This is a genomic window from Marinobacter sp. DY40_1A1 (assembly GCF_016597815.1).
Lineage (GTDB): Bacteria > Pseudomonadota > Gammaproteobacteria > Pseudomonadales > Oleiphilaceae > Marinobacter > Marinobacter xiaoshiensis.
In genome coordinates this window covers 810,033-833,582 of the sequence record NZ_VCHA01000001.1, presented here as the reverse complement: position 1 = coordinate 833,582, position 23,550 = coordinate 810,033, and the positions used below count along the sequence as shown (strand labels likewise).

Below are 23,550 nucleotides of genomic sequence, written 5' to 3'. Positions count from 1 at the left end.
ATGAATTATTCCAACAATTCGAGAGGATTAAAGATTGTCGCAACTCCGTCATCTACAGGCAAATCCTGGCCTGCAAGCCTGCGTACCGGAACTGCTCCTACAACGCTGTTCAGAAAGAAGAGCCCCTGACAGTGAGAGCCCATAACATCTGCAATGCTCACCGAGCGCTCAAAGACGGTCTCTCCCCGCGCACGCAATCGCTCCAGCATCCACTGTCGCATGATACCGGCTACGGCAAGGCTTTTTAATGGTGGTGTTACCCAGCCATCAGCCACCTTAAGTAGCAAGTTGGTACGAGTACCCTCAACCAGATTACCGGCACTGTCAGCCATAATAACTTCATACACCTCCCCCTCAATTTCTCTGGCAGCCATAACCTGCTCAAGACGGTTCAGGGATTTGATGCCAGTAAGCAGGGGGTTAACGGTAAGCGGTATCCGGGAAAAGTCAGCGGTAACACCTGAGCTTGCCGGTAGTGCAGGCATTGGGCCAACAGACACCATAAGGTTAGGCCGAATTCCGGAGCTTGGCTGGTACCCGCGGCCACCTTCCCCCCTGGTAAGGGTCAGCTTGAGTACCCAGCCCCTATCGTTGTCTTTTTTGCTGAAGCGATCCAGGTAGCGACCAGTGGCTGCGGTACAGACTTTGCGAAGATCCGTAAGCGCAATGGGAATACCCAGCCGACCTGCATCACGGACCATTCGATCGAGGTGGCGAGATAAAAGCACCCCCCGGTCACCATGCATCCTTATGGTCTCAAACAGGCCATCACCGTATAAAGCACCGCGGTCACCCGCGGGGAACCCGCTTTCATCCGCCCAGAACAGATTGAACATGGGCCGCTTAGCCTTCGTAGCGGCGCATAATCAGAGTGCCATTGGTTCCACCAAAGCCAAACGAGTTGGACAAAACCACGCGAACATCAGACTTGCGGCAAGTGTTAGGCACCAAGTCCAGGTCGCAACCTTCATCCGGGTTATCCAGATTAATTGTCGGCGGCAGCACGCCATCACGTATAGCAAGCAACGAAAAGATAGCCTCAACAGCGCCTGCCGCACCGAGCAAATGCCCCGTCATGGATTTTGTACTGCTCATTGCCAGTCGGCTAACGTGCACACCAAACACACGCTTGGCTGCTGCAATTTCTGCTACATCGCCCACCTGCGTTGAAGTCCCGTGGGCATTTATGTAGTCGACATCTTCCGGCTTCAGGCCTGCGTCTCGTAACGCATTGCTCATTGACCGGGCTGCGCCCTCACCATCTTCTGGTGGCGCTGTTATGTGGTGGGCATCGTCGCTCATGCCAAAACCCACCAGCTCGCCGTAAATCGTCGCGCCGCGTTTTTTGGCATGCTCAAGCTCTTCCATTACCAGAACCCCGGCACCGTCACTCAGCACGAACCCGTCACGATCCCGATCCCAGGGGCGACTCGCCTTTTCCGCCTCGTCATTGCGGGTTGAAAGTGCGCGAGCTGACGAGAAGGCTGCAACGCCTGTGCGCGTTGTTGCCATTTCAGAACCACCTGCAAGCATGACATCGGCATCGCCGTAGGCAATGGTGCGAGCAGCGTATCCAATGTTATGGGTGCCGGTAGTACAGGCGGTTACAATGGCAATATTCGGGCCTCGGTACCCGAAGCGAATGGCGGCATTGCCAGAGATCATGTTGATTACCGACGCAGGAACAAAGAACGGCGACACCTTGCGGGGGCCAGACTTCTCCATGGTCAGCACGTTCTTTTCGATATACTCAAGCCCGCCAATGCCTGAACCGATAGCAATACCAACCCGGTCCCGATCCAAGGCTTCATAATCTGCAAGCCCGCTGTCATCGACAGCTTGCTGAGCTGCAATCAGACCGTAGTGAATAAACGCATCCAGCTTTCTGGCATCTTTTGTCGAAAGATACGACTCCAGATCCAGATTTTTGATTGCACCACCAATACGGGTGCCATACCCGGACGCATCAAAACGGTCGATTAAGCCGATTCCGCTGCGCCCGGCCAGAATAGCCTCCCAGGAAGTCGCCACATCGTTTCCTAGCGGAGACAACATTCCCATGCCAGTGATAACAACCCGTCGTTTACTCATAACTGCGTTCACCTGATCATTTCATGGGTCAGTGTTACTGAATGAACCCGAACCCCGGGTCATTTTCAGGCAATAAAAAAGCCGTCCTTCACAGAATAACAAGGACGGCTTTAAGCCTGGCTAACTAAAATTCAGAGTATCAGGTATGCGCGACGATGTAGTCGATCGCGTCCTGAACACTGGCCAGCTTCTCGGCTTCTTCATCAGGAATTTCAGTTTCAAATTCCTCTTCCAGTGCCATCACCAGCTCAACGGTGTCCAGTGAGTCAGCGCCAAGATCCTCTACAAAAGAAGATGAGTTCTGAACTTCGGACTCTTTAACGCCCAACTGTTCACAAACGATCTTCTTAACGCGCTCTTCAACTGTACTCATAATGTCCTCACTTTGTGTATCTACCAAGCAACTCAAGTGCTGCCAGTTTAGTGTAAACCCTACCTGCAAACAAGCAGGGATCCGGTTAAACATGTTGCGCGACAATGAGTTGCGCACGAGCTCCAAAACTGGAGCTTATCCCATGTACATTCCACCGTTTACATGAATGGTTTCCCCAGTCACGTAACCGGCAACATCCGATGCCAGGAAAGCAACAAGCGCTGCCACCTCTTCCGGCTCCCCCAAACGACCCGCGGGTATGATTTCCAGCATAGCCTCACGTTGCTTGTCGTCCAGTTTTTTTGTCATATCTGTGTCAATAAATCCCGGCGCCACGCAATTAGCTGTGATACCACGATTCGACATTTCCTTCGCCAGGCTGCGGGTAAAACCCTCAACACCCGCTTTTGCTGCACAATAATTAGACTGCCCTGCGTTACCCATACTGGCAACCACTGAACTCACGTTGATAACGCGCCCCCAACGTGCCTTTGCCATGCCTCGCAGTAAAGCTTTGGTGGTGCGGAACACGCTTGAGAGGTTAGTTTCGAGCACTGCCGCCCAATCATCATCTTTTAACCGCATCAGCAGGTTATCACGGGTTATACCAGCATTATTAACCAAAATAAGGGGTACCGAAGATTTACTGGCTATCTCTTTAAGGCCAGCTTCAATGCTTTCGGCATCTGCTACGTCCATCACTATGCCATAGCCGCTTGCACCAGCCGCCTGGAGGTTTTCGGTAATGGTTGCAGCTCCCTCTGCGGTTGTGGCTGTGCCTACAACCTCAGCACCCTGCTTTGCGAGCGCCAGGGCGATAGCTTTTCCAATTCCGCGAGTAGCACCGGTTACCAGTGCTGTTTTACCTTCCAGAGACATGCACAACTCCCTTTACATCAAGACGGTTCAAATGCCGCAAGCGCAGCAGACAAAGCCTCGGGGTCTTCGATGCCGTATACGGCAAGCCCCCGGTCAATTCGCTTGGCTAGCCCGGCAAGCACTTTGCCAGTGCCGCACTCCAAGGCAACCTTAACGTCATTCCCCACCAGCGTGCGGACTGAATCTGTCCACAATACCGGAGAATACAACTGCTTCAACAGATTTGCCTTTAGTGTAGCTGAATCTGTAACCGCTGCTGCGTTAACATTCTGTATAACCGGGATGACAGCATCACTAAAACGAACTTCATCCAGAGCCTGCCCCAACTCTTCAGCCGCGCCCTTCATCAATGCACAGTGCGAAGGGACACTGACCGGCAATGGCATAGCCTTGCGCGCGCCCCTGGCTTTACAAGCTTCAATGGCCCGATCAACAGCTGCAACTGAGCCGGCGATAACAACCTGCCCAGGTGCGTTAAAATTAACTGCCGCCACTACATCGCCATTAGCTGCCTCTTCACAGGCTGCAACAACTTCGGCATCTTCCAAACCAAGAATAGCAGCCATTTTGCCTTCACCGGCAGGAACAGCCTCTTGCATGAGTTCACCACGCAGGCGCACCAGTTTCACAGCTTCGACAAAATCGAGGCTTTCAGCAGCCACAAGCGCACTGTACTCACCCAGACTATGCCCCGCCAGAAAATCGGGTCGCGGCCCACCGGCAACAAACCACTCACGCCATAGTGCGACGCTTGCAGTCAGCAGTGCTGGCTGGGTAATCATGGTCTGGTTGAGCTCTTCTGCAGGGCCCTTCTGGCAAAGGTGCCACAGGTCGTAGCCAAGCACATTGGAGGCTTCTGCAAAGGTTTTGTTGATCATGGGCCAAGATTCGGCGGCGATGGACAACATGCCAACCGACTGGGAACCCTGTCCGGGGAATATAAAGGCTGATTTCATAAGCGGGATCTTATCGTCATTGGGAGTTTCAGGAGATTAGCCAATAGTACAAGTTGGCTGGATTTTGCGCGAACAAACCAAATGATTTCAAGCAAGCTCTGCATCAGGGAGCCAAAAGGCCCTGACCAATCAAAGCATCAAATCATCCAGGCGCTCATTGATGCGCCTGGGCACCTCGAGCTCGACCTCAAGGACGGCCTGGCGAATGGCCGCAAGCATAGCGCGCTCATTGGCGTTGCCGTGGCTCTTTATAACCACGCCCTGAAGACCAAGAAGGCTGGCGCCGTTGTGCCGGGAGGGATCCATCAGCCGAAGAAGCCTGCCGATGATAGGACGCGCAAGAAGACCTACAAAGCGGCCGTAAAGAGTGCGAGTAAAGGCCTGCTCCATAAGCTCTATGAGCAACCCGGCCACACCTTCGCCGGTTTTCAGCGCAATATTACCCACAAACCCATCACATACCACTACATCCGCAACATCGCGAAACAGATCACTGCCTTCCACGTAGCCAATGTAGTTAATGGAGTCACATTGGGCGAGCATGTGAGAGGCAAGGCGAACCTGCTCGTTACCTTTTATCTCTTCCTCGCCAACATTCAGCAGTGCCACCCGCGGCTCACCCTGACTGCAGATTGCCGACGCCATAAGCGAGCCCATCAGGGCGTATTGATAAAGATTCTCTGCGCTGGAATCTACGTTGGCGCCAAGATCGAGAACGTGACAGCGCCCCCGTAGCGAAGGGATAAGCTTGGTTATAGCAGGACGCTCAATACCCGGATACATACGTATAATGGAGCGACCAAATGCCATCAAGGCACCGGTATTACCTGCACTGACACACCCCTGAGCTTCGCCATCACGTACCAGCCTGAGAGCAATAGCCATGGACGAGTTTTTCTTGTGCCGCAACGCATGGGATGGGCGCTCATTCATGCGCACAATGTCTGCAGCTTCGACAATACGGATTCGTGGGTGCCCCTCACGCAACAAAGCCTCAAGTTCACTCCGGATTCCCACCAGGATGAAACTCAAGGCTTTGTTTTCACACACCGCTTCGAGGGCCGCAGCAACTACAACTGCCGGACCTCGATCGCCACTCATGGCGTCAACCGCTATGGTAACCGGATTCACCGCTTGCCCACTCGATTGAGGTTTGCGCGGCTATACAACGAGATTACTCGTCGTTAGCTTCGATTACCTGCTTGCCACGGTAAAATCCGTCTGGAGATACGTGGTGACGGCGATGAACTTCACCAGTTGTTGAATCAGTGCTCAGAGCTGCAGGGCTCAGGGCATCGTGGGCACGACGCATGCCACGCTTGGAACGAGTCTTACGGTTCTTCTGTACAGCCATGGTTCTACTCCTGACCTGTTAACGTAAACTTTACTTGAATAGGGTTACGAATAACGTGTGTTCGTTTAATTGCGCCGGCACCCAATATGGTTGCCCACGCCCTGATTAATGCTTTGTATTCTTGAGCCCCGCCAGCACACTGAACGGGTTATCGCCTGCCTTCTTCTCAGGCTTTGCTGAAGATCCATCTGGCTCATAGGCTTTCAGATCTTCGTTAGCCGGGCATTCGCCGCGATCATGAAGAGGATACGGTGCCAAAACCAACAGCAACTCGTCCTCTGTCATCGACCATAAATCCGCACTGAAATCATCAGTCAGAAAAGGCTCAAGGTCCTTTGGCAACCCCTGCGCCTGTTCATCGCTGGTCACCAGCCCAAGAACGAACCGGGAAACCAACACGGACTTCATAGGCCCCATGCAGCGCTGGCATTCCAGATTGACCGGAACTTCCAACTCACCCGAGACGATGCGGCGACGCTCACTATCCTTGTAGAAGGACAGTTTCACGCGACAGACAGCGCCATCTTCAAACCCAAAAACAGCTTCACGGAAACGAGACAATGCACTGAGAGGAATTTCTCCCTCCAGCACGCTGTTGTGCTCCGCCAACTTGTATGGGTCGACTATCTTTGGTAATTCGGCACTAGACGCATTTGACATAGGCGCGCAATTCTAGGGGCGAAGCTCGCTGCTGTCAAAGACTTCGTCCGCTTTTGCCAAGGGCTTTCCGTTTTCGTAGGTGTATTCTACGATACGGGCACGAAAATTGGCCGAAATTATTGAAGGAGCGCCCTTATCATGCCCCAAAAACACCTACTGCTGGCGTCTTCTTCTCCCTATCGCCGGGAGCTTTTAGCTCGACTGAGGCTGCCCTTCACCTGCGCAAGCCCGAATATTAACGAATCGCCAGCGCCAGGAGAAGATCCGGCGGCTTTGGCCAGGCGCCTGGCCGAAAGCAAATCCAGAGCCCTGGCACCCATATATCCGAGCCACTGGATTATTGGATCAGATCAAGTTGCCGCCTTACCCAGCGGAGCCCTGCTAAGTAAACCCGGAAATTACTCAACTGCATTTCGGCAACTGGAGCAGTGCAGCAACAAAAGCGTCAATTTCCACACCGGGCTTGCTCTTCTGGACTCCGATTCCGGAAACCTGCAAATCGCCTGCGAGCAGTTTACCGTGCATTTCCGCGAACTGTCGGCCAAAGAAATCGATGCGTACCTGCGCAAAGAAGAACCTTACGACTGCGCAGGTAGCTTCAAAATGGAGGGCATGGGAATAACGCTGTTCAGGGAACTGCAAGGCAGAGACCCGAACAGCCTAGTCGGCCTTCCACTGATCGCACTCAATGAAATGCTGATAGCATGGGGGAGAAATCCGTTATTGGAATCCCGGTAGCCCCCCCCCGCCACTAACGCAACTCCAGTCGGGACTCTACGAGCTGCGAAGCGACTCCGTGTCCCAAGGAGACGCCAAGCTGATCCACTAGATCCCGCAAGGCGCCCTTACGGCGGCTGTAATCGACCAACTCTTCCTGACCGACAATCTCCCTGGCCACATAAGACGTACTGCCCAACCCATCAATCAGCCCAAGCTCCAGCGCCTGCTCTCCACTCCAAACCAATCCACTAAACAGCCGTTCATCATCTGCAAGACGGTCACCACGCCCTTTTTTTACGGCCGCTATAAATTGCTGATGGGTATTCTCGAGCACGCTTTGCCAGAAGACCACCTCCCCCTCTTGCTCGGGGGAGAATGGGTCCAGAAACGCTTTGTTATCACCTGAGGTATAAAGCCTGCGCTCAACCCCCAACTTATCCATAGCACCTGTAAACCCGAAACCACCGGCAACCACACCAATAGACCCAACGAGGCTGGCGCGGTTTGCGTAAATTTCATCAGCCGCAGCTGCAATATAGTAAGCACCGGATGCACCGATATCCGAGATCACCGCATAGACCTTCTTCTCGGGATATTCGCCCCTCAGCCGTTTGATCTCATCATAAATATAGCCGGACTGAACAGGACTACCTCCCGGGCTATTAATGCGCAATATCACCGCCAGAGCATTTTCCTGCTCAAACGCTGAACGCAATGAACCAACAATGTTGTCGGCACTGGCAATCTCATCTGCAGAAATTGGCCCGTTAATTTCAACAACTGCCGTGTGCTCGCTGGTTGTTGCCTCAAGGCCGCCGCCGAGTGGCGACCAGACAATAGCCAGCAGCGCAAACAAATAAGCAAAGGTAAGGAACTTGAAAAAAATACCCCACCGCCGGCTACGGCGCTGCTCGGACTGTAACGACATAACCAGTTTTTCTATCAACTTCCAGTCACGCCCAGTCTCTGGCGGCAGATTTGGCTTGCGTCGCAATGCACCTTGCTCAGCAGGTTTGTCACCCCACTCAGCCGTTTTATCGGAATCCCAGTCACTCATGCACATTTCCTGCTATAGACAAATTTACCAAGGCTGGCTACAAACCAAGCACGTCGCGAAGGTCCGCCACAGTATCTACGATAGCGTGAGGCGCATAACCACCAAGCACGTCGCGCTTATGCACCCCCCACTCAACACCAATAGACGGCATACCAATCCTTTGGGCCATCTCCAGATCATAACGGGTATCCCCGATCATGACGGCCTCGGCAGGCTTGATACCGTAAAACAGAAGAATCTCTTCAAGCATGCGCGGATCCGGCTTGGATCGGGTTTCATCAGCGCAGCGGGTAATATCGAAATGCGGCCCCAGCCCACTGGAAACCAGCGCCGGATCCAAACCCCTGCGGCTCTTACCGGTTGCCACCGAGCACCCGCGGCCAGATTGCTGGAGATTCAGTACAACCTCCCCCATCCCCTCAAAAAGATTCTGTGGTGTTGTTACCTTACGGAAAAAATAATTGGCGTACCCCTCCCGTATACTCGTTATCTCTTCGTGACTCAGCCCCGGGTACAACTTCTCCAGCGCCTCGACCATACCCAGACCTATAATGTCACGGTATGCCTCCCTCTCCAGCGCAGGGAACCCAAGATCCGTGGCAGCCTGGTGCAGGCTATCGGCAATATGATCTACGGAATCCACCAAGGTACCGTCCCAGTCGAAAATCACCACTTTCACATCCATTACTCTGCTCCCGTCGCACGCACATCAAGCCTGCCAAGTACGTGACTGAATACATCATCATAAGGGGCCTCAAACCGCACCATCTCCCCGGTAACAGGCAGGGAAAGCTCGAGAGCCCGGGCGTGCAACATTAAACGCTGCCCACCAACTGCCCGAAACGCTTTGAGACTTACATCATCCATATACTTGTCATCCCCCGCTATTGGATGACCGGCACACAAACTGTGCACACGAATCTGATGGGTCCGACCAGTAATTGGCGAGGCCTCCACCAGGGTATATCCTGTATAACGCGCCAGGCAACGAAAGGTCGTCAAAGAGGCCTTGCCAGCCTGATCCACCCTGACCCGCCGCTCTCCATTAGGCATTTCATAGCGCAACAACGGCTCATCAACCCGATTCAGCTTACTTGGCCAATCTCCGGCCACCAACGCATGGTATTGCTTGCGGATGCGCCTTTGCCGGAGTTCGTCCTGCAGAAAACGCAATGCAGAGCGCTTTTTGGCAACCATAACCAACCCGGAAGTGTCCCTGTCCAAGCGATGCACCAACTCAAGAAAACGCGCTTCCGGGCGAGCGGACCGCAACACCTCTATTAGCCCGAAACTGAGGCCACTGCCACCATGCACCGCTATTCCAGATGGCTTGTTAACCACCAGCATCTGGTCATTTTCAAACACGATGGCTGCTTCGACCACGCTCTGCACCCGGCTACCAGGAGCCGCCTGCGGCGCTTTCTCCTTACGTATAACTGGTGGTATGCGCACCTGATCGCCCGTTACAAGGCGAGTATCTGGCTTAACCCTGCCTTTATTAATCCGCACCTCGCCTTTGCGCACAATCCGATAAATAATACTTCTGGGCACACCGCGAAGCTGCGCCAATAGAAAATTATCCAGACGCTGCCCATGGTTATCCTCATCCACCGTCACCCATACAACACCCTGCTGCACTGCCTCCCGGCCAGGGCCTGCATGCTTGCTGTCTTCGCGAGACACCGGATGAGGCGCCGGTTTTCTCGCCCGGGATTTAGCGGGCTTTCCGGTAGCAATTTTGCGGGACATAAGGTTCCTTTAACGGGTGGTATAACTGGCGATACAAGCAGGATTGAACGGTTCTGTGAATACTGTTATATTCCGGCGTGATCTGTCGTTTGTCTACGGCCTGACCTACTCTAGTCAGAAGCCGGAGCGGCAGAAGAGTATACCGACACTATTCAAGAGTTTGAACGTCGGACGCCCAATCACTATCGGGCACGGCGTAAGAAATGCTTCCGGAGTGTCAGGACAGACCCGTAAAAAGAAACGGTGAGCTGACACCGGAAAAACTGAAACCGCGCGGAAAACCGCCGGGCGATATCGCGAAGAATCACTGCCACGCAAGGCCGGGCCGTCCAGCTTACGAATACGACGTGAGACCCAGGCACTTGTGTGAACTTGAAAACGGATTATATGCGTCAACAGATACGAACCCTACATGACACCTCTCTGCCATCAGGCAGGCGGATTGTCGGCGGTGGTCTCAGATCAACAGGGTCATACCCCGGAAGGGAATGATCCGTCTGTCCGCCGCTCACCCCCCTGATGTAACAGGGCCAGCGGCACGCATATCCCTGCTTCGCAGATGCGACGCCCTACGGTTTTCTGTCAAATTTTACTGACAGGAATAACCACTTTCCATGAAAAGAATGCTCATCAATGCAACTCACCCAGAAGAGTTGCGCGTCGCCCTGGTTGACGGCCAGCGTCTGTTTGACCTCGATATCGAATCCAGCTCCCGCGAGCAGAAAAAAGCCAACATCTACAAAGGGCGCATTACCCGAGTAGAGCCTAGCCTCGAAGCTGCATTTGTGGACTTTGGCGCCGACCGCCACGGTTTTCTTCCTCTCAAGGAAATCTCCCGGGATTACTTCAAAAAGTCACCAGGCCAGATCGAAGGCAAGGTGAATATCAAGGAAGTGGTTGCCGAAGGTCAGGAAGTTATTGTTCAGGTTGATAAAGAAGAGCGCGGTAACAAAGGCGCTGCCCTAACAACATTTATCTCCCTTGCTGGTCGCTATCTTGTTCTGATGCCCAACAACCCACGCGCAGGCGGAATTTCCCGGCGCATTGAGGGTGAAGAGCGCGCACAGCTAAAAGACGCCATGAACAGCGTTCAAGTGCCCAAGTCCATGGGCATTATCGTGCGCACTGCAGGCATCGGGCGCACGTCTGAAGAGCTCCAGTGGGATCTCGACTACCTCGTGCAATTCTGGGAAGCCATCACTCAGGCGGCCGGTGAGCGCAAAGCGCCCTTCCTTATTCACCAGGAAAGCAACGTTATCATCCGCGCCGTTCGCGACTATCTCCGCCAGGATATCGGCGAGGTATTGATCGACTCGGAAGGCGTTTACGAGGATGTACTTAACTTTGTCCGCGCAGTAATGCCTACGTTCGAAAACAAGATCAAGCTGTACAAGGATGAAATTCCGCTGTTCAGCCGGTATCAGATTGAAGGCCAGATTGAGACCGCGTTCCAGCGCGAAGTAAAACTTCCCTCGGGCGGGTCTATTGTTATCGACCCGACAGAAGCTCTGGTTTCCATCGACATCAACTCATCCCGCGCCACCAAGGGCCAGGATATAGAAGAGACGGCTTATCAGACAAACCTGGAAGCAGCCGAAGAAATCGCACGCCAACTCCGTTTGCGGGATATGGGCGGCCTGATCGTTATCGACTTTATCGACATGACGCCGGCCAGACACCAGCGCGAAGTTGAGCAAAAAATGCGCGAAGCCTTGGAAATCGACCGGGCCCGTGTTCAGGTAGGCAAGATCTCACGCTTCGGCCTGCTGGAAATGTCGCGCCAACGGTTACGCCCTTCCCTGGGAGAAACCCGCAGTGAAGTCTGCCCACGCTGCGAAGGCCAAGGCACCATCCGCGGTATCGAATCTCTGGCGCTAAGCATCATGCGCCTGATCTACGAAGAGTCATCAAAAGACAAGACCGGAGAAGTCCGGGCCATAGTGCCGGTTTCTGTGGCCACCTTCCTGCTTAACGAAAAGCGCAAACAGCTTGCAGACATTGAAGCCAGCCAGGAAGTGAACATTGTTATCGTGCCGGTTCCTCACATGGAAACGCCGCACTTTGAAATTTTGCGCATGCGCGACGACGAAACCACTCCCGAGCACATTTCAAGCCACCAGGTAGCTCAGGAATACAGTGAGCGCGAAGAAGAAGTCTTTGAAGCACCTGCCGCAGACAAGCCTGTTCGCGAACAGGCTGCCGTAAGAGCTATCCGCCCAAGAGCACCCGCTCCGACGGCCGCAGCCCAGCAAGCTGCACCCCAGGCACCAGCCGAGCAGGACGACGGCCTGTTCCGCAGAATTGGCCGCAAGATTGCGTGCTTCTTTAGTGGTGAGGAAGAGCATCAAAGCGAAGCCAGTGGCAACGCCAAGGCGAACGCTAGCCGCGAAGATCAGCGCAACCAGGCACGGCAAGATCGCCGTAAAACTCGTGTTGCCCGCGATAGTCAGAATACCGGCGGAACCAACCGCAAACCTAACGAGCGCCGTCAAAGCAGCAGTCAGCCAAACCGCGGTGACGATAACCGCTCGCGCGGCCGCAACCGAAATGACGACCAGAGCCGCCCCAACCAGAGCCGTCAGGCTAATGACAGTGACAACAAAGGTTCTGAAAGCAAAAATGGTGAAAGCCGCGGCGGAGACAATCGTCGGGACAACCGCAAGGATGGCCAGAACCGTGGTCAAAACCGTAACCGCCCTCAGCGTGATGCTAAAAATAACGGCGATCAAAAAGACACGACTCAGCAGGAAGCCCCACAAAAGGCTGCTGCTGAAAAATCCGGTTCTGACGATACCCGTCGCAAGCCACGCCGCCCCCGTAATCGGGACGGTTCACCCTCCGAGACCCCGGTATCTACTCCGGCTGCCCGCAAGAGCACCCGCAATGAGCGGCATCAGAAGGACACTCAGCCAGAAGCAGCCAGTGACAACACTAACGTGAAGCCAGCCGCCGCAGCGATATCTGAAAAGAGCACGGCCCAGGCTACTGCCAATGTGCCAGTAGCTCAGCAAAGCGAGCAAAAGCAGCCTGAGCAGAAGGCTATTACGCACAAGGCAAATCCAGCTCCTGCTGAGGCCAGCACCGAGACTCAGCAAAAACCTGAGCAGGCACAAAAGCCTCACGCGCCAGCTAAAGACTCAGCAGCTGAAAAGCCGGAGGCGCCTGTTGCCACGCCAAAATCTGATGCGCCTGTCGCAACAACCGAAGCAAGCAAAGCACCCCCTGCCCCAAAGGCCAAAGAGCCTGAGGTTCAGAGCGTTAGCGAGCGCGCTCCGGAGTCTGCAAACAAGCCCTCAACTGAGCTGGAGCAGAAACCTGCTGCAGCAGCCGAGCAGAAACCTTCAGCTGCTGCTGGCAAAGAAGCTGCCGCACCCTTGGCAGAAGAGGACAAAGCACCGTCAGCTACAGCGGCTAAGGAATCCCCGGCTAAAGCTGCAGAGGAGCCTTCCGCTAAAACAGAAGAGTCTTCAGCCAGGCAGACCAAAGAAACACCCCCTGCAAAGGCAGAGACTATTGTTGCTGAAAACGAAGCTGCGCCGACCAGGAAGCCAAGATCAGCGCCCGCCAGAAGCAGAGCAAAAGCTCCTGCAGCGGAAAAGCCTGTAGAGAAAGTTCCGGCAGATAAGCCAGCGACAGAACAGAGCGCTCCAGCTCCGGAAGCCGCAGACAAGCCGGCTGAGGATACTGGCATTCCAGTAACCCCTGGGCGCGCATACAACGATCCTCGTGAAGTGCGCAAGCGTCAACGAGCGGCCGAAGCAGCCAAAAAACTCGAGGGTAACTAACCAATGCTGTCCAATTCCGACATCGAAGCGCTGGAAGACATACTGTTCGCGGAACCCTGGGGTGATGATGCCCTGGACTTTTTCGGCTTTCACGGCGTGGTCTGCGCCAGCGTCGTCGGGCCTGCCAAACTGAGTGTGGAAACCGTTTTCCGGCTCGTAACTGGCACCGATGACACACCCGGCGGCGGAATTCCGGAGACCTTCCGCCAGTGCGTTACGCAACTGGCGGGAGACATGATCAAAGCCCTCGATATGGGCCAGGCTATTGAGCTTCCGGAACCGGAGGATGGTGACCCGATGAACGCACTGGAAAACTGGTGTGCGGGCTTTGTGGACACCTTCCTGGAGCATGAAGATGAGTGGCTGGATGCCGCGAGCGAAGAGGAAACAGCCGATCTGATGGTGCCCATGCTGACACTGTCAGGACTGTTTGATGATGAAGATTTCCAGAACGTTCGTAGCAGCGAAAAATTGTCAGGCCAGATGGCAGATGCTATCCCCGACTCGCTGACTGATCTTTACCTGCTGTTCCACGCACCGGATTAAACCGGTGCGCTAGCACCAGGAATCTGCTTGAAATGATGCCAGACCGGCTCCAGCCCGTCTGGCATTTTCATAATCCGCCCTAGCTCACACCAGGGCGCGCCAGGAAAATGGAAATCGCTGCCCTGAGACGCCAGAAGCTTCTCCCGCATACACAACTCTGCCAAAAACCCGAGATCACCGCTGGACTGCCCCGACGTACTCACTTCAATGGACCGCCCCCCGGCCCGGCGAAAATCCGCCGTCAACTCACGCAATTTCGTTGCAGTAAGTTGATATTTTCTCGGGTGAGCAAGCACCGCAATCCCACCTGCTGCATTAATCCATTGCACAACTTCCTGCAATTCTGGCCAGTAGGCCTTCACATCACCAACTTTACCCGCGCCCAGGTAGCGCTTGAACGCCTGCGCTGCATTCTTCACCACGCCTGACTCCACCATGACCCGTGCAAAATGTGGTCGGCCAGGCACATCTCCGCCAGCCTCAGTAGTGGCACGATCAAGCAAATCCGGAATGGCAAGCTTGCTCAGACGCTCGGCAATCATCGCCGCTCTGGCCCAACGGTTACGGTTTTGCTGCTCCAACGCAGAAATGAATTCGCTATTGTTGACGTCAAAGTCCAAACCAACGATGTGTATCGTTCGACTCCGCCACAAACAGGAAAGTTCAATACCGGAAATCAGCACCACTCCAGCGGCTTCCGCTGCAGCCTGTGCCTCTGCAAGACCGCTAATCGTATCGTGATCCGTAAGAGCGAGATGGGTAACATGTTTCTCAGCAGCGCGAGCTAATAGCTCACCTGGTGAAAGAGCCCCGTCTGACGCGGTACTGTGGCAATGCAGATCAATGCACAAAACAGGGTCTTGCGGTATAGTCACAAAAATTCCCAAATGAAATAAATAACGGAGTGAATGGCAACAGAGGCTCATATCTGACTATGCTAACCGGAGCCTACAGTGTACCAGCCCCACAACTCCATGCATCACTTTACACGGCCCCCAAGGAACCGGAGACCCCATGTACTACGCCATTATCAGTGAAGACGTCGATAACAGCCTTACTCTGCGCAAGAGTGCACGACCTGCTCATATCGAGCGCCTGCAACAACTGAAAAAAGAAGGGCGACTTCTCATTGCAGGGCCGCACCCTGCCATCGACACACCAGATCCGGGTGATGCCGGTTTCTCAGGCAGTCTCGTTGTAGCGGAATTTGACTCCCTTGCCGCGGCTGAGGCGTGGGCGGCTAGCGACCCCTATATGGATGCAGGTGTTTACAACAAAGTAACGGTTAAACCGTTTAAAGTAGTTCTGCCTTAATGCTATTGATCGAGAGCTCCATGAGCTTATTGTAATGACAGCTCGCTTGAACCACCGCATATCTGTGACAAAATTGCGGCTTTGAAATTAACGAGTTTTTAAACCGAACATTGTGGGAACCTTGCCAGTGACGCTTTTTCGCCTTGCCATCAGTGCGTTTTTTGTATTGTCATCCATCGCTATGGCTCAGGCGAAAACCGTCTGGGTTGACGATCAACTCTACCTACCTGTTCGCTCCGGTGCCGGCACCCAATACCGCATCATTGAAAACGCCGTACCCAGCGGCACAGCTTTGGAAGTTATCGAAGTTTCGGATACCGGCTATACTCGAGTACGTACGCCAAAAGGTAATGATGGCTGGGTCTCCACCCAATATCTCAGTGAAACGCCCATCGCAGCGGACAGATTGAAAAGCGTCAGCCGTCAGCTTGAGCAGGCACAAAGCGAGTTAGCTTCGCTGAAAGGGCAATTGAAGGACGTGTCCAATGAACGGGACACATTGAGTACGGCAGAATCAACCCTGTCTACCCAGACAGAGGAGCTGCAACAGGAACTCAGACGCATCAAAAGCATAGCGTCAGATTCGATCAACCTGGTACGTCGAAATCGTGAACTACTGGAGGAGAATCAGAAGCTGCGCAATGATCTGGAAGTATTGACCGCCGAAAACGAGCGACTGGAAGCTGGCAAAGAATCTGATTTCATGCTGGTTGGTGCTGGCCTTGTGTTGGGCGGCGTTCTTCTGGCTCTGCTCATACCAATGCTCAAACCCACAAGAAAAACAGACAACTGGGCGTGAATTATATGAAGGACTATTCGGAGAAGCGCGATTTTCATCGCATGCAGGTCGAGTCAGAAATAGAAATCACTGACAGCAAAGGAAATACCTTCGCAGGCACTTGCAGAGATCTCAGTGCCACGGGGATGCAGCTACTAGTAAAAAACCCGGTTGCAGTAGGGGAAGAGTTGAGCACTGTACTTCATCCGAATAGTGACCAGTTTCCTCCACTCGAAACCATTTGCGAAGTGACACGGTGCGAGCCTGAGGGTGACGGCTTTCTGTTGGGAGCCAACATCAGCGAAGTCACCCGCTAGGCGCACTCCCCTGGCTCTATACCAGGGGTTTCTCTGACACGATGATACCGTTGTTGTCAGCATACACGTAGTGGCCTGGGCGGAAGGTCACTCCGTGGAATGTTACCGGTACATCCAGGTCGCCGAGACCGCGCTTTTCACTTTTCCGGGGATAGGTAGCCAGCGCTTGCACCCCCAGATCCGTCTTTCCAATCTCATCTACATCCCGCACACAGCCGTATATGATCAAGCCTGCCCAGCCATTACTGGCGGCTTTCTCTGCCAGCATATCGCCCAGCAACGCATGGCGCATTGAGCCGCCACCGTCTACTACCATCACACGACCCTTGCCTGGCAGGCCAACCTGCTCTTTAACCACAGAGTTATCTTCAAAGCACTTTACGGTGACGATTTCACCACCGAAGGCCTTTACTCCGCCATAGTTATTAAAGCCAGGTGCTGCCACCTCAACTTCCGGAAATTCATCACACAAGTCCGGGGTAATAATCGTTGCCACCTTGTCGCTCTCCTTAATTGCCAAAGTAAATGCAGAAAAAGTCAGTCGATTTTTTCGTCTGCCAGGAAGAACCAGGTATCCAGAACCGAATCCGGGTTAAGAGATACGGTATCAATACCCTGATCCATCAACCATTTTGCGAGATCAGGATGGTCAGATGGTCCCTGGCCACAGATGCCAATGTACTTATTTGCCTTTTTACACGCCTGAATAGCGTTGGACAGAAGTATCTTGACGGCCTCGTCCCGCTCGTCGAACAGGTGCGCAATAATACCCGAGTCACGATCCAGACCAAGAGTAAGCTGGGTCAGGTCATTGGAGCCGATAGAGAAACCATCAAAGTGCTCAAGGAACTTGTCTGCCAGCAACGCGTTGCCCGGCAGTTCGCACATCATGATCACCCGTAGGCCGTTCTCGCCACGCTTAAGACCATTTTCAGCCAACAACTTGACCACTTGCTCAGCCTCACCCACGGTACGCACGAAGGGCACCATGATCTCTACGTTAGTCAGGCCCATTTCATTGCGCACCCTCTTCAGTGCACGGCACTCCAACTCGAAACAGTCACGGAAGGTTTCAGAGATATAGCGGGAAGCTCCACGGAAACCCAGCATCGGGTTTTCTTCATCTGGCTCGTACAGGGTGCCGCCGATCAGGTTGGCATACTCGTTGGATTTGAAGTCAGACAGGCGCACTATGACCTTCTTCGGCGAAAATGCGGCGGCCAGGGTGGAAATCCCTTCAACAAGCTTGTCCACGTAGAAATCGACCGGGGAGCTGTAGCCAGAGATACGCTTTTCTACCGTCTGCTTGATATCCCTTGGCAAACCCTCAAAGTTCAGCAGCGCCTTGGGGTGCACACCAATCATACGGTTAATAATGAACTCAAGGCGCGCCAGGCCAACGCCTTCGTTAGGCAGCGACTGGAAATCAAAGGCACGATCCGGGTTACCCACGTTCATCATGATCTTGAACGGGATATTCGGCATGGAATCTACGGTATTTTCACGCAGCTCAAAATCCAGAGCGCCTTCGTAGATCAGACCGGTATCACCTTCTGCACAAGACACGGTGACTTCCTGGCCGTCATTCAGAATCTCGGTGGCATCGCCACAACCAACAACCGCTGGAATGCCCAGTTCACGGGCAATGATCGCAGCATGGCAAGTACGGCCACCACGATCAGTGATAATTGCAGATGCCCGCTTCATCACTGGTTCCCAGTCGGGATCTGTCATATCCGTTACCAGAACATCGCCGTCCTGAACTCGATCCATTTCCTTGATGCTGGTAATAATCTTGACCGGGCCTGCGCCAATCTTGTGGCCGATACTCCGACCTTCCACCAACACTGTGCCGGTTTCATTGAGCAGGTAACGCTCCATAACATTGGCAGACGCCCTACTTTTAACGGTTTCCGGACGAGCTTGCACAATGTAGATCTTGCCGTCATCGCCATCTTTAGCCCATTCAATATCCATGGGCCGCTGATAGTGCTCCTCGATGATCATGGCCTGCCTGGCCAACTCTTCAACTTCCGAGTCTGTGATACAGAAACGGCCGCGCTCTTCCGGGTCAACTTTAACGGTTTCCACCAACTGGCCACTGGCTGGATCTGAGTGATAAACCATTTTTATGGCCTTGCTACCCAGATTCCGGCGCAACACAGCGGGCTTGCCAGACGCCAGAGTGGGTTTATGCACATAGAACTCATCAGGGTTAACCGCGCCCTGAACAACAGTCTCACCCAGACCATAAGAACCGGTGATAAACACTACACCACGGAAGCCTGACTCCGTATCCAATGTAAACATAACACCACTGGACGCAGTTTCACTGCGGACCATTTTCTGGATGCCGGCAGACAAGGCAACAAGCTTGTGATCAAAACCGTGATGAACGCGGTAGGAAATCGCACGATCGTTAAACAGAGAAGCAAACACTTCTTTCACCGACGTGCGAACCTGCTCCAGGCCAACTACGTTCAGGAAAGTTTCCTGCTGCCCTGCAAACGAAGCATCTGGCAGGTCCTCTGCAGTTGCAGAAGAACGCACAGCCACGGCCATCTTATCGTTGCCGTTAAGTATTTGGCTGTAGGCTTCTTTCAGCGCAACGTCCAGGGCCTCAGGGAAAGGTGTGTCAATAATCCACTGACGTATCTTCGCGCCCACACGGGCAAGTTCGTTCACGTCATTGATATCAAGATCATCAAGGAGGCTATCGATCTTGTCCTTCAGGCCATCTTTAGCCAGAAACTCACGGTATGCATGTGCAGTGGTGGCAAAACCGCCGGGAACGGTTACACCAGCATTGGCGAGATTACTGATCATTTCACCGAGGGAAGCGTTTTTCCCGCCAACCCGGTCAACATCGGACATTCCCAGGTGATCAAACCAGATTATGTAATCTTCCAAAGCGTGTCTCCCTTGAATCTGTGTAACTAAAGAATAAACCGGGCCAGCGGTAGCAAGCGTAAAAAGCGGACAACAACCACTGCGGAGTCTCGAACTTGCCGTGTATGATACTGTAACCTTCGGAATTTACCTAGGGAGCTCCCGAGAAAGTGCATGCTGCTTTCCGGTGCCACCCTGCCAGATTCGCCCTGACAACCCTGCGCCAACGGAGCCGGAAAAACATCATGAAACGTACAGCCTTCTTTATTTCTGACGGTACCGGCATCACCGCCGAGGCCCTTGGACACAGTCTTTTGGCCCAATTCGGTAAAATTGATTTCGAGCGCGTCACCGTACCTTATATCGACGATGTTGAAAAAGCGCGGGACATGGTCAAACGCATTAACAGTGCAGCTGAAACCGACGGTGCCCGCCCACTGGTCTTTGACACAATTCTTGATAGTTCTATCCGGGAAATCATTTCAGATGCCCAGGGCTTCATGGTGGATATTTTCGGGACCTTTCTGGGGCCGCTGGAAAATGAGCTGCAGTCGTCTTCGTCTTATTCTGTGGGCAAATCCCATTCGATTAATAACGAAGGTGTTTATGAGCGCCGTATCGCTGCGGTGAACTTTGCCCTGGACAACGATGACGGTGCGCGCACACGACATTACGATGAAGCAGATCTGATTCTGGTTGGTGCCTCCCGTAGTGGCAAAACCCCAACCTGCCTCTACCTGGCGCTCCAATATGGCGTGAAAGCCGCCAACTATCCGATCACCGAAGACGATCTTTCAGATCAGCAGATGCCCACTGCTCTGCGGCCTCACAAGGAAAAAATATTCGGGCTGACCATTGAGCCGGAAAGACTGGCCACCATCCGGAATGAACGGCGACCAAACTCTCGCTACGCGTCCATCCAGCAATGCATGCACGAAATCGAAGAAATAGAGCTTATGTACCGGAGGGAGCGCATTCCGTACCTGAACACGACAGCCTATTCCGTGGAGGAAATTTCGACTCGCATCATGGTTACTACGGGGCTCAAGAGAAATCGCTGAAATCTGGCCTACCGATTTTTAGCAGGCAGGCCGTTACCGACCTGCCTGCCTGCAACTTACAGCTCCTGAATTTCCAGCCCCAAGCCTTCAGCTAAAGCCCGGTTTTCAGAACCCGTCACTACTGCTGTACTGGCCTTTGCAGGCTGCAGCCAGGTTGTCGCAACCCGTTTGAGATCTTCAAGCGTCACTGACAGCACCCGCTCGCGGAAGCGTGCGCGCTGCTCAGCACTGCGACCAAACAGCTTGTTGTGGAACGCATGTCGCGCAGCACCCGCTGGAGAGCGCGGGCGATCTAGCTGGCCGATCACTCCGAGAATGGATTCTTCCAACTCCTGATACTCATGCTCAGTCTCCTGAAGCCATACCAGTGCCTTGTCGAAGTCTTCAAGGGTTTCTGACAGGCGCGGATCCCGGTATGAGAAAAAGCGGAAGGTGCCATTCACGCTGTCCTGGGAGGCGCCGCCGCCGTAGGCACCACCCTTCTCCCGAATAGCCCTGTGCAGGTAACCATTGCGCAGGAAACCACCCAGCACAGTAAGTGCCGCTGCATCGGGGTGATCGATCGGCACGGTGCTGTATGCACGGGCGCAGAAGTTTACCTGAGTAGAGGTCAGCCAGGCTTCGCGTGTTACGAAATTCACAGGCTCCATTGTCCAGCTGGATGACTCTACCCCCTCATCGCCCTGCCAGCAGGATTTCAGATCGTCGATCAGCGCAGGAAGCTGCTCTTCCTCACCAATGACAAGGAACTCGCGAGCCTGCTGGCGAATCCTGTCATGCAGGCTAGCCAGCTTCTGGCAAAAAGCAGCAAGTTCCGCGGGATCTTTCAGGGACTGATCCAGCTCCTTGGTACCGCGAATACCAGCCAACCCCCCAAGACGGAAACTCAACCAGGCGCCAGGCCCCATACCCTGGGACGCTGCACCCATGGCCAAAGCGTGGCCACTGCCGGTTACCGACTGCTCTCGACGCGCGCGAATCTGGGCAATAATCTCCCGAATACGGTCTTTTTCATCAAAGCGGGCGCTGGTGTACACATCACGGAGCAGCTTCGTCAGAGCCATTCGGTTGCGGGCCAGCGCTTTGCCGCTGAAGATCATATAGCCAGAGAGGTTTTGAACATCATCAATGCGCCCCTTGGTACTGAAAGAGGCACCAATTCCACCGGATTCTGCCGAAATTCGGTCCTGCATCTGAAGATAATCCAGCTCACCGCAGCCAACTTCTGAAATCAAGGCACCATAATACGGCAGGAGCAACAGCTCATCTTCCGTCAAATCAGGCAGTGGCAACACAACCTGCTGATAAATCAGCCCGTTGGTTCCCCGCGCATAAACCGTTGCTGAAATATCCCCGTCAAACCGTGCTTCCGGCTCGGGCATTTGCAGCGGTACATCCGTGAGATCAACCTTTGGCAGTATGGAGTCATCATCCTTACGCATCTGCCGCTCTTCCAGCGCTTTGGCACGCTCAACAATCTGCATAACCTCTTCGCTGGTGAGTTCTGCCTTGCGTTTCGCCAGGGCCTCACGAATGGCCTGCTGACGGCGCCCATCCAACTTGTCATCTGGCCGCAAAGTGAGCGTTACCCGGTGCGGGTTGTTGATCAACTTGCGACGAATCAGGTCCGGGATGTATTGCGGGTCGCGAATTTTCTCACGCAAAACGGCCAGAACAGGCTCCAGATCAAGCAGCTCAACCGGGTCGCCACCATGAACCATGGGGGCTATAGCACTCATGATCAATTGAAGGCCATAAGGGAAGCTGTCTCCTGCAATTTCGCGCTGATGCAATTCCAGTTGATGAAGAATCGCTTCCAGGCGCTCCTCGCTAACGCCTTCCTCAACCACTTTCTCAAGCGTTGTCTCGATCAAGGCTTCCAGATCTTTGAGCTTCTCCGGCTCACTTCCTTCAATGCCGCAAATAAACGTCATTTCTCTGTTGGAATCCTCCAACCCGCACATGGGTGAAGGTGCATGACCGATATCCGTGGTTTCCAACGCACGCATCAGAGGAGAGGCGCTATTTTCGAGCAGCACGGCGGACAACAAATGGCCTTCCAGGTTTTCCTGCAGATCAAAGCTGTGACCAAGCAGCCACCCCATAACGATATGAGTTTTACCGGTGGTGTCTTCACCCTCGGTAACGCCGTAGCCCTGCTCTACACGGACCGGCGCATACATTCGCTTTTCATCGCGCACTGGCAGTTTGATATCCAGCTTGTCGAACCGCTTGAGAGCCAGCTCTTCGAAGCGTTCGTGGTGTTCATGGGCCGGAATGTTGCCGTAAGTGGCAAAAATGGCGTTACTTGGGTGGTAGTGATGCTTATAGAAGCGGATGAGGTCGTCATAGCTCAGATCAACAATGTGATCCGGCTCGCCGCCACTGTTGTAATGATAGGTCGTTGTCGGGAAAAGGTGACTACTCAGATTCTGCCAGAGCTGTGAGGTTGCCGAACTCATGGCACCTTTCATTTCGTTGTAGACAACGCCTTTGTATACCAACTCGGTGCTGGGATCATCGGGCTTTTCAAACTCCAGCCGATGCCCTTCCTGAGCAAAATCCAAGGGATCCAGTTTAGAGAAAAATACTGAATCCAGATAAACCGACAATAGGTTGTCAAAATCCTTTCGGTTCATGCTGGCAAAAGGGTAAGCCGTCCAGTCGCTGCTGGTGAACGCATTCATGAAGGTATTCAGGGAGCGGCGAATCATCATGAAAAACGGATCGCGAACCGGGTAGCGCTCACTGCCGCACAGTGCCGTATGTTCAAGAATATGGGCAACGCCGGTAGAATCCATGGGGAAGGTTCTTAACGCCACAAAAAACACGTTTTCATCATTATCCGCCGCCAGGTGGAGATGACGGGCACCGGTTTTTATATGACGATACTCTTCAACATCAAGATTAAGCGTGTCAATCCGGTGACTGCGAAGCTTCTCAAAAGCCGGGTGGATTGCGTTATCGATCACTGCAGCCATTCAAACTATTCCTGTCGTTAAACAATTGGAGAATGACAGG

Annotated in this window: 22 protein-coding genes; 7 read left to right on the top strand and 15 right to left on the bottom strand. The window is 53.6% G+C overall.

Annotated features, from left to right (window positions below):
* Window positions 1–5 precede the first annotated feature (5 nt).
* The 8 genes from FFI61_RS03850 to FFI61_RS03815 form a co-directional block, all read right to left on the bottom strand.
* Window positions 6–836 (bottom strand): aminotransferase class IV, encoded by an 831-nt coding sequence (locus FFI61_RS03850; RefSeq protein WP_200369339.1) that lies wholly within the window; start codon window positions 834–836, stop codon window positions 6–8.
* 7 nt (window positions 837–843) lie between these two features.
* A complete protein-coding gene (gene fabF, locus FFI61_RS03845) occupies window positions 844–2,091 on the bottom strand; it encodes a beta-ketoacyl-ACP synthase II (protein WP_200369338.1) in 1,248 nt (415 codons plus the stop codon).
* Between the two features lie 139 nt (window positions 2,092–2,230).
* Window positions 2,231–2,464, bottom strand: coding sequence for an acyl carrier protein (gene acpP, locus FFI61_RS03840; protein ID WP_012136033.1), 234 nt, complete (start codon window positions 2,462–2,464; stop codon window positions 2,231–2,233).
* A 135-nt stretch (window positions 2,465–2,599) separates the two neighbouring features.
* A complete protein-coding gene (fabG, locus tag FFI61_RS03835) occupies window positions 2,600–3,343 on the bottom strand; it encodes a 3-oxoacyl-ACP reductase FabG (protein ID WP_200369337.1) in 744 nt (247 codons plus the stop codon).
* Between the two features lie 17 nt (window positions 3,344–3,360).
* Window positions 3,361–4,299: an ACP S-malonyltransferase gene (gene fabD / locus FFI61_RS03830; protein WP_200201039.1), complete on the bottom strand. Its 939-nt coding sequence runs from the start codon at window positions 4,297–4,299 to the stop codon at window positions 3,361–3,363.
* Between the two features lie 129 nt (window positions 4,300–4,428).
* Window positions 4,429–5,430, bottom strand: coding sequence for a phosphate acyltransferase PlsX (plsX, locus tag FFI61_RS03825; protein WP_200201040.1), 1,002 nt, complete (start codon window positions 5,428–5,430; stop codon window positions 4,429–4,431).
* 43 nt (window positions 5,431–5,473) lie between these two features.
* Window positions 5,474–5,653, bottom strand: a complete 180-nt coding sequence (gene rpmF, locus FFI61_RS03820) for a 50S ribosomal protein L32 (protein ID WP_144776298.1) — start codon at window positions 5,651–5,653, stop codon at window positions 5,474–5,476.
* A 105-nt stretch (window positions 5,654–5,758) separates the two neighbouring features.
* A complete protein-coding gene (locus FFI61_RS03815; protein ID WP_200369336.1) occupies window positions 5,759–6,313 on the bottom strand; it encodes a YceD family protein in 555 nt (184 codons plus the stop codon).
* A gap of 138 nt (window positions 6,314–6,451) precedes the next feature.
* Here FFI61_RS03815 and FFI61_RS03810 point away from each other — a divergent pair, with 138 nt between their 5' ends.
* Window positions 6,452–7,051, top strand: a complete 600-nt coding sequence (locus FFI61_RS03810; protein WP_200369335.1) for a Maf family protein — start codon at window positions 6,452–6,454, stop codon at window positions 7,049–7,051.
* A gap of 13 nt (window positions 7,052–7,064) precedes the next feature.
* Here the strand turns inward: FFI61_RS03810 and FFI61_RS03805 are convergent, their stop codons facing one another.
* The 3 genes from FFI61_RS03805 to rluC are packed head-to-tail and all read right to left on the bottom strand — an operon-like array spanning window position 7,065 to window position 9,839.
* Complete coding sequence (locus tag FFI61_RS03805) at window positions 7,065–8,090, bottom strand: S49 family peptidase (protein WP_200201043.1); 1,026 nt, start codon at window positions 8,088–8,090, stop codon at window positions 7,065–7,067.
* A 37-nt stretch (window positions 8,091–8,127) separates the two neighbouring features.
* Window positions 8,128–8,775 (bottom strand): HAD family hydrolase, encoded by a 648-nt coding sequence (locus FFI61_RS03800; RefSeq protein ID WP_200201044.1) that lies wholly within the window; start codon window positions 8,773–8,775, stop codon window positions 8,128–8,130.
* Window positions 8,775–9,839 carry a 23S rRNA pseudouridine(955/2504/2580) synthase RluC gene (gene rluC / locus FFI61_RS03795; RefSeq protein WP_200201045.1) on the bottom strand — a complete coding sequence of 355 codons (1,065 nt, stop codon included), beginning with the start codon at window positions 9,837–9,839 and terminating at the stop codon, window positions 8,775–8,777. The genes FFI61_RS03800 and rluC overlap by 1 nt, the downstream gene beginning before the upstream one ends.
* 614 nt (window positions 9,840–10,453) lie before the next feature.
* Here rluC and rne point away from each other — a divergent pair.
* Window positions 10,454–13,624 carry a ribonuclease E gene (gene rne / locus FFI61_RS03790; protein ID WP_200369334.1) on the top strand — a complete coding sequence of 1,057 codons (3,171 nt, stop codon included), beginning with the start codon at window positions 10,454–10,456 and terminating at the stop codon, window positions 13,622–13,624.
* Window positions 13,625–13,627: 3 nt separating this feature from the next.
* Window positions 13,628–14,170 (top strand): YecA family protein, encoded by a 543-nt coding sequence (locus tag FFI61_RS03785; RefSeq protein WP_200201047.1) that lies wholly within the window; start codon window positions 13,628–13,630, stop codon window positions 14,168–14,170.
* On the opposite strand, the gene FFI61_RS03780 is transcribed toward FFI61_RS03785, so the two are convergent.
* Window positions 14,167–15,045 carry a PHP domain-containing protein gene (locus tag FFI61_RS03780; RefSeq protein ID WP_320159493.1) on the bottom strand — a complete coding sequence of 293 codons (879 nt, stop codon included), beginning with the start codon at window positions 15,043–15,045 and terminating at the stop codon, window positions 14,167–14,169. The two genes, FFI61_RS03785 and FFI61_RS03780, sit on opposite strands and share 4 nt — an antisense overlap.
* 139 nt (window positions 15,046–15,184) lie before the next feature.
* On the opposite strand from FFI61_RS03780, the gene FFI61_RS03775 reads away from it, so the two are divergent.
* The 3 genes from FFI61_RS03775 to FFI61_RS03765 all read left to right on the top strand — a co-directional run bounded on the left by FFI61_RS03775 (window position 15,185) and on the right by FFI61_RS03765 (window position 16,579).
* Complete coding sequence (locus FFI61_RS03775) at window positions 15,185–15,484, top strand: YciI family protein (RefSeq protein WP_200201049.1); 300 nt, start codon at window positions 15,185–15,187, stop codon at window positions 15,482–15,484.
* Window positions 15,485–15,611: 127 nt separating this feature from the next.
* Window positions 15,612–16,283 (top strand): TIGR04211 family SH3 domain-containing protein, encoded by a 672-nt coding sequence (locus tag FFI61_RS03770; RefSeq protein WP_320159555.1) that lies wholly within the window; start codon window positions 15,612–15,614, stop codon window positions 16,281–16,283.
* 5 nt (window positions 16,284–16,288) lie between these two features.
* A complete protein-coding gene (locus FFI61_RS03765) occupies window positions 16,289–16,579 on the top strand; it encodes a PilZ domain-containing protein (protein WP_200201050.1) in 291 nt (96 codons plus the stop codon).
* Window positions 16,580–16,595: 16 nt separating this feature from the next.
* Here the strand turns inward: FFI61_RS03765 and rraA are convergent, their stop codons facing one another.
* Both rraA and ppsA read right to left on the bottom strand, forming a co-directional pair.
* A complete protein-coding gene (rraA, locus tag FFI61_RS03760; RefSeq protein WP_200201051.1) occupies window positions 16,596–17,075 on the bottom strand; it encodes a ribonuclease E activity regulator RraA in 480 nt (159 codons plus the stop codon).
* A 41-nt stretch (window positions 17,076–17,116) separates the two neighbouring features.
* Window positions 17,117–19,489, bottom strand: coding sequence for a phosphoenolpyruvate synthase (ppsA, locus tag FFI61_RS03755; protein ID WP_200369333.1), 2,373 nt, complete (start codon window positions 19,487–19,489; stop codon window positions 17,117–17,119).
* 224 nt (window positions 19,490–19,713) lie between these two features.
* Between ppsA and FFI61_RS03750 the strand changes: the two genes are divergently transcribed.
* Window positions 19,714–20,529, top strand: a complete 816-nt coding sequence (locus tag FFI61_RS03750; RefSeq protein WP_200369332.1) for a pyruvate, water dikinase regulatory protein — start codon at window positions 19,714–19,716, stop codon at window positions 20,527–20,529.
* Between the two features lie 56 nt (window positions 20,530–20,585).
* Here the strand turns inward: FFI61_RS03750 and FFI61_RS03745 are convergent, their stop codons facing one another.
* Window positions 20,586–23,510 (bottom strand): insulinase family protein, encoded by a 2,925-nt coding sequence (locus FFI61_RS03745; protein ID WP_200369331.1) that lies wholly within the window; start codon window positions 23,508–23,510, stop codon window positions 20,586–20,588.
* Window positions 23,511–23,550: the final 40 nt, after the last annotated feature.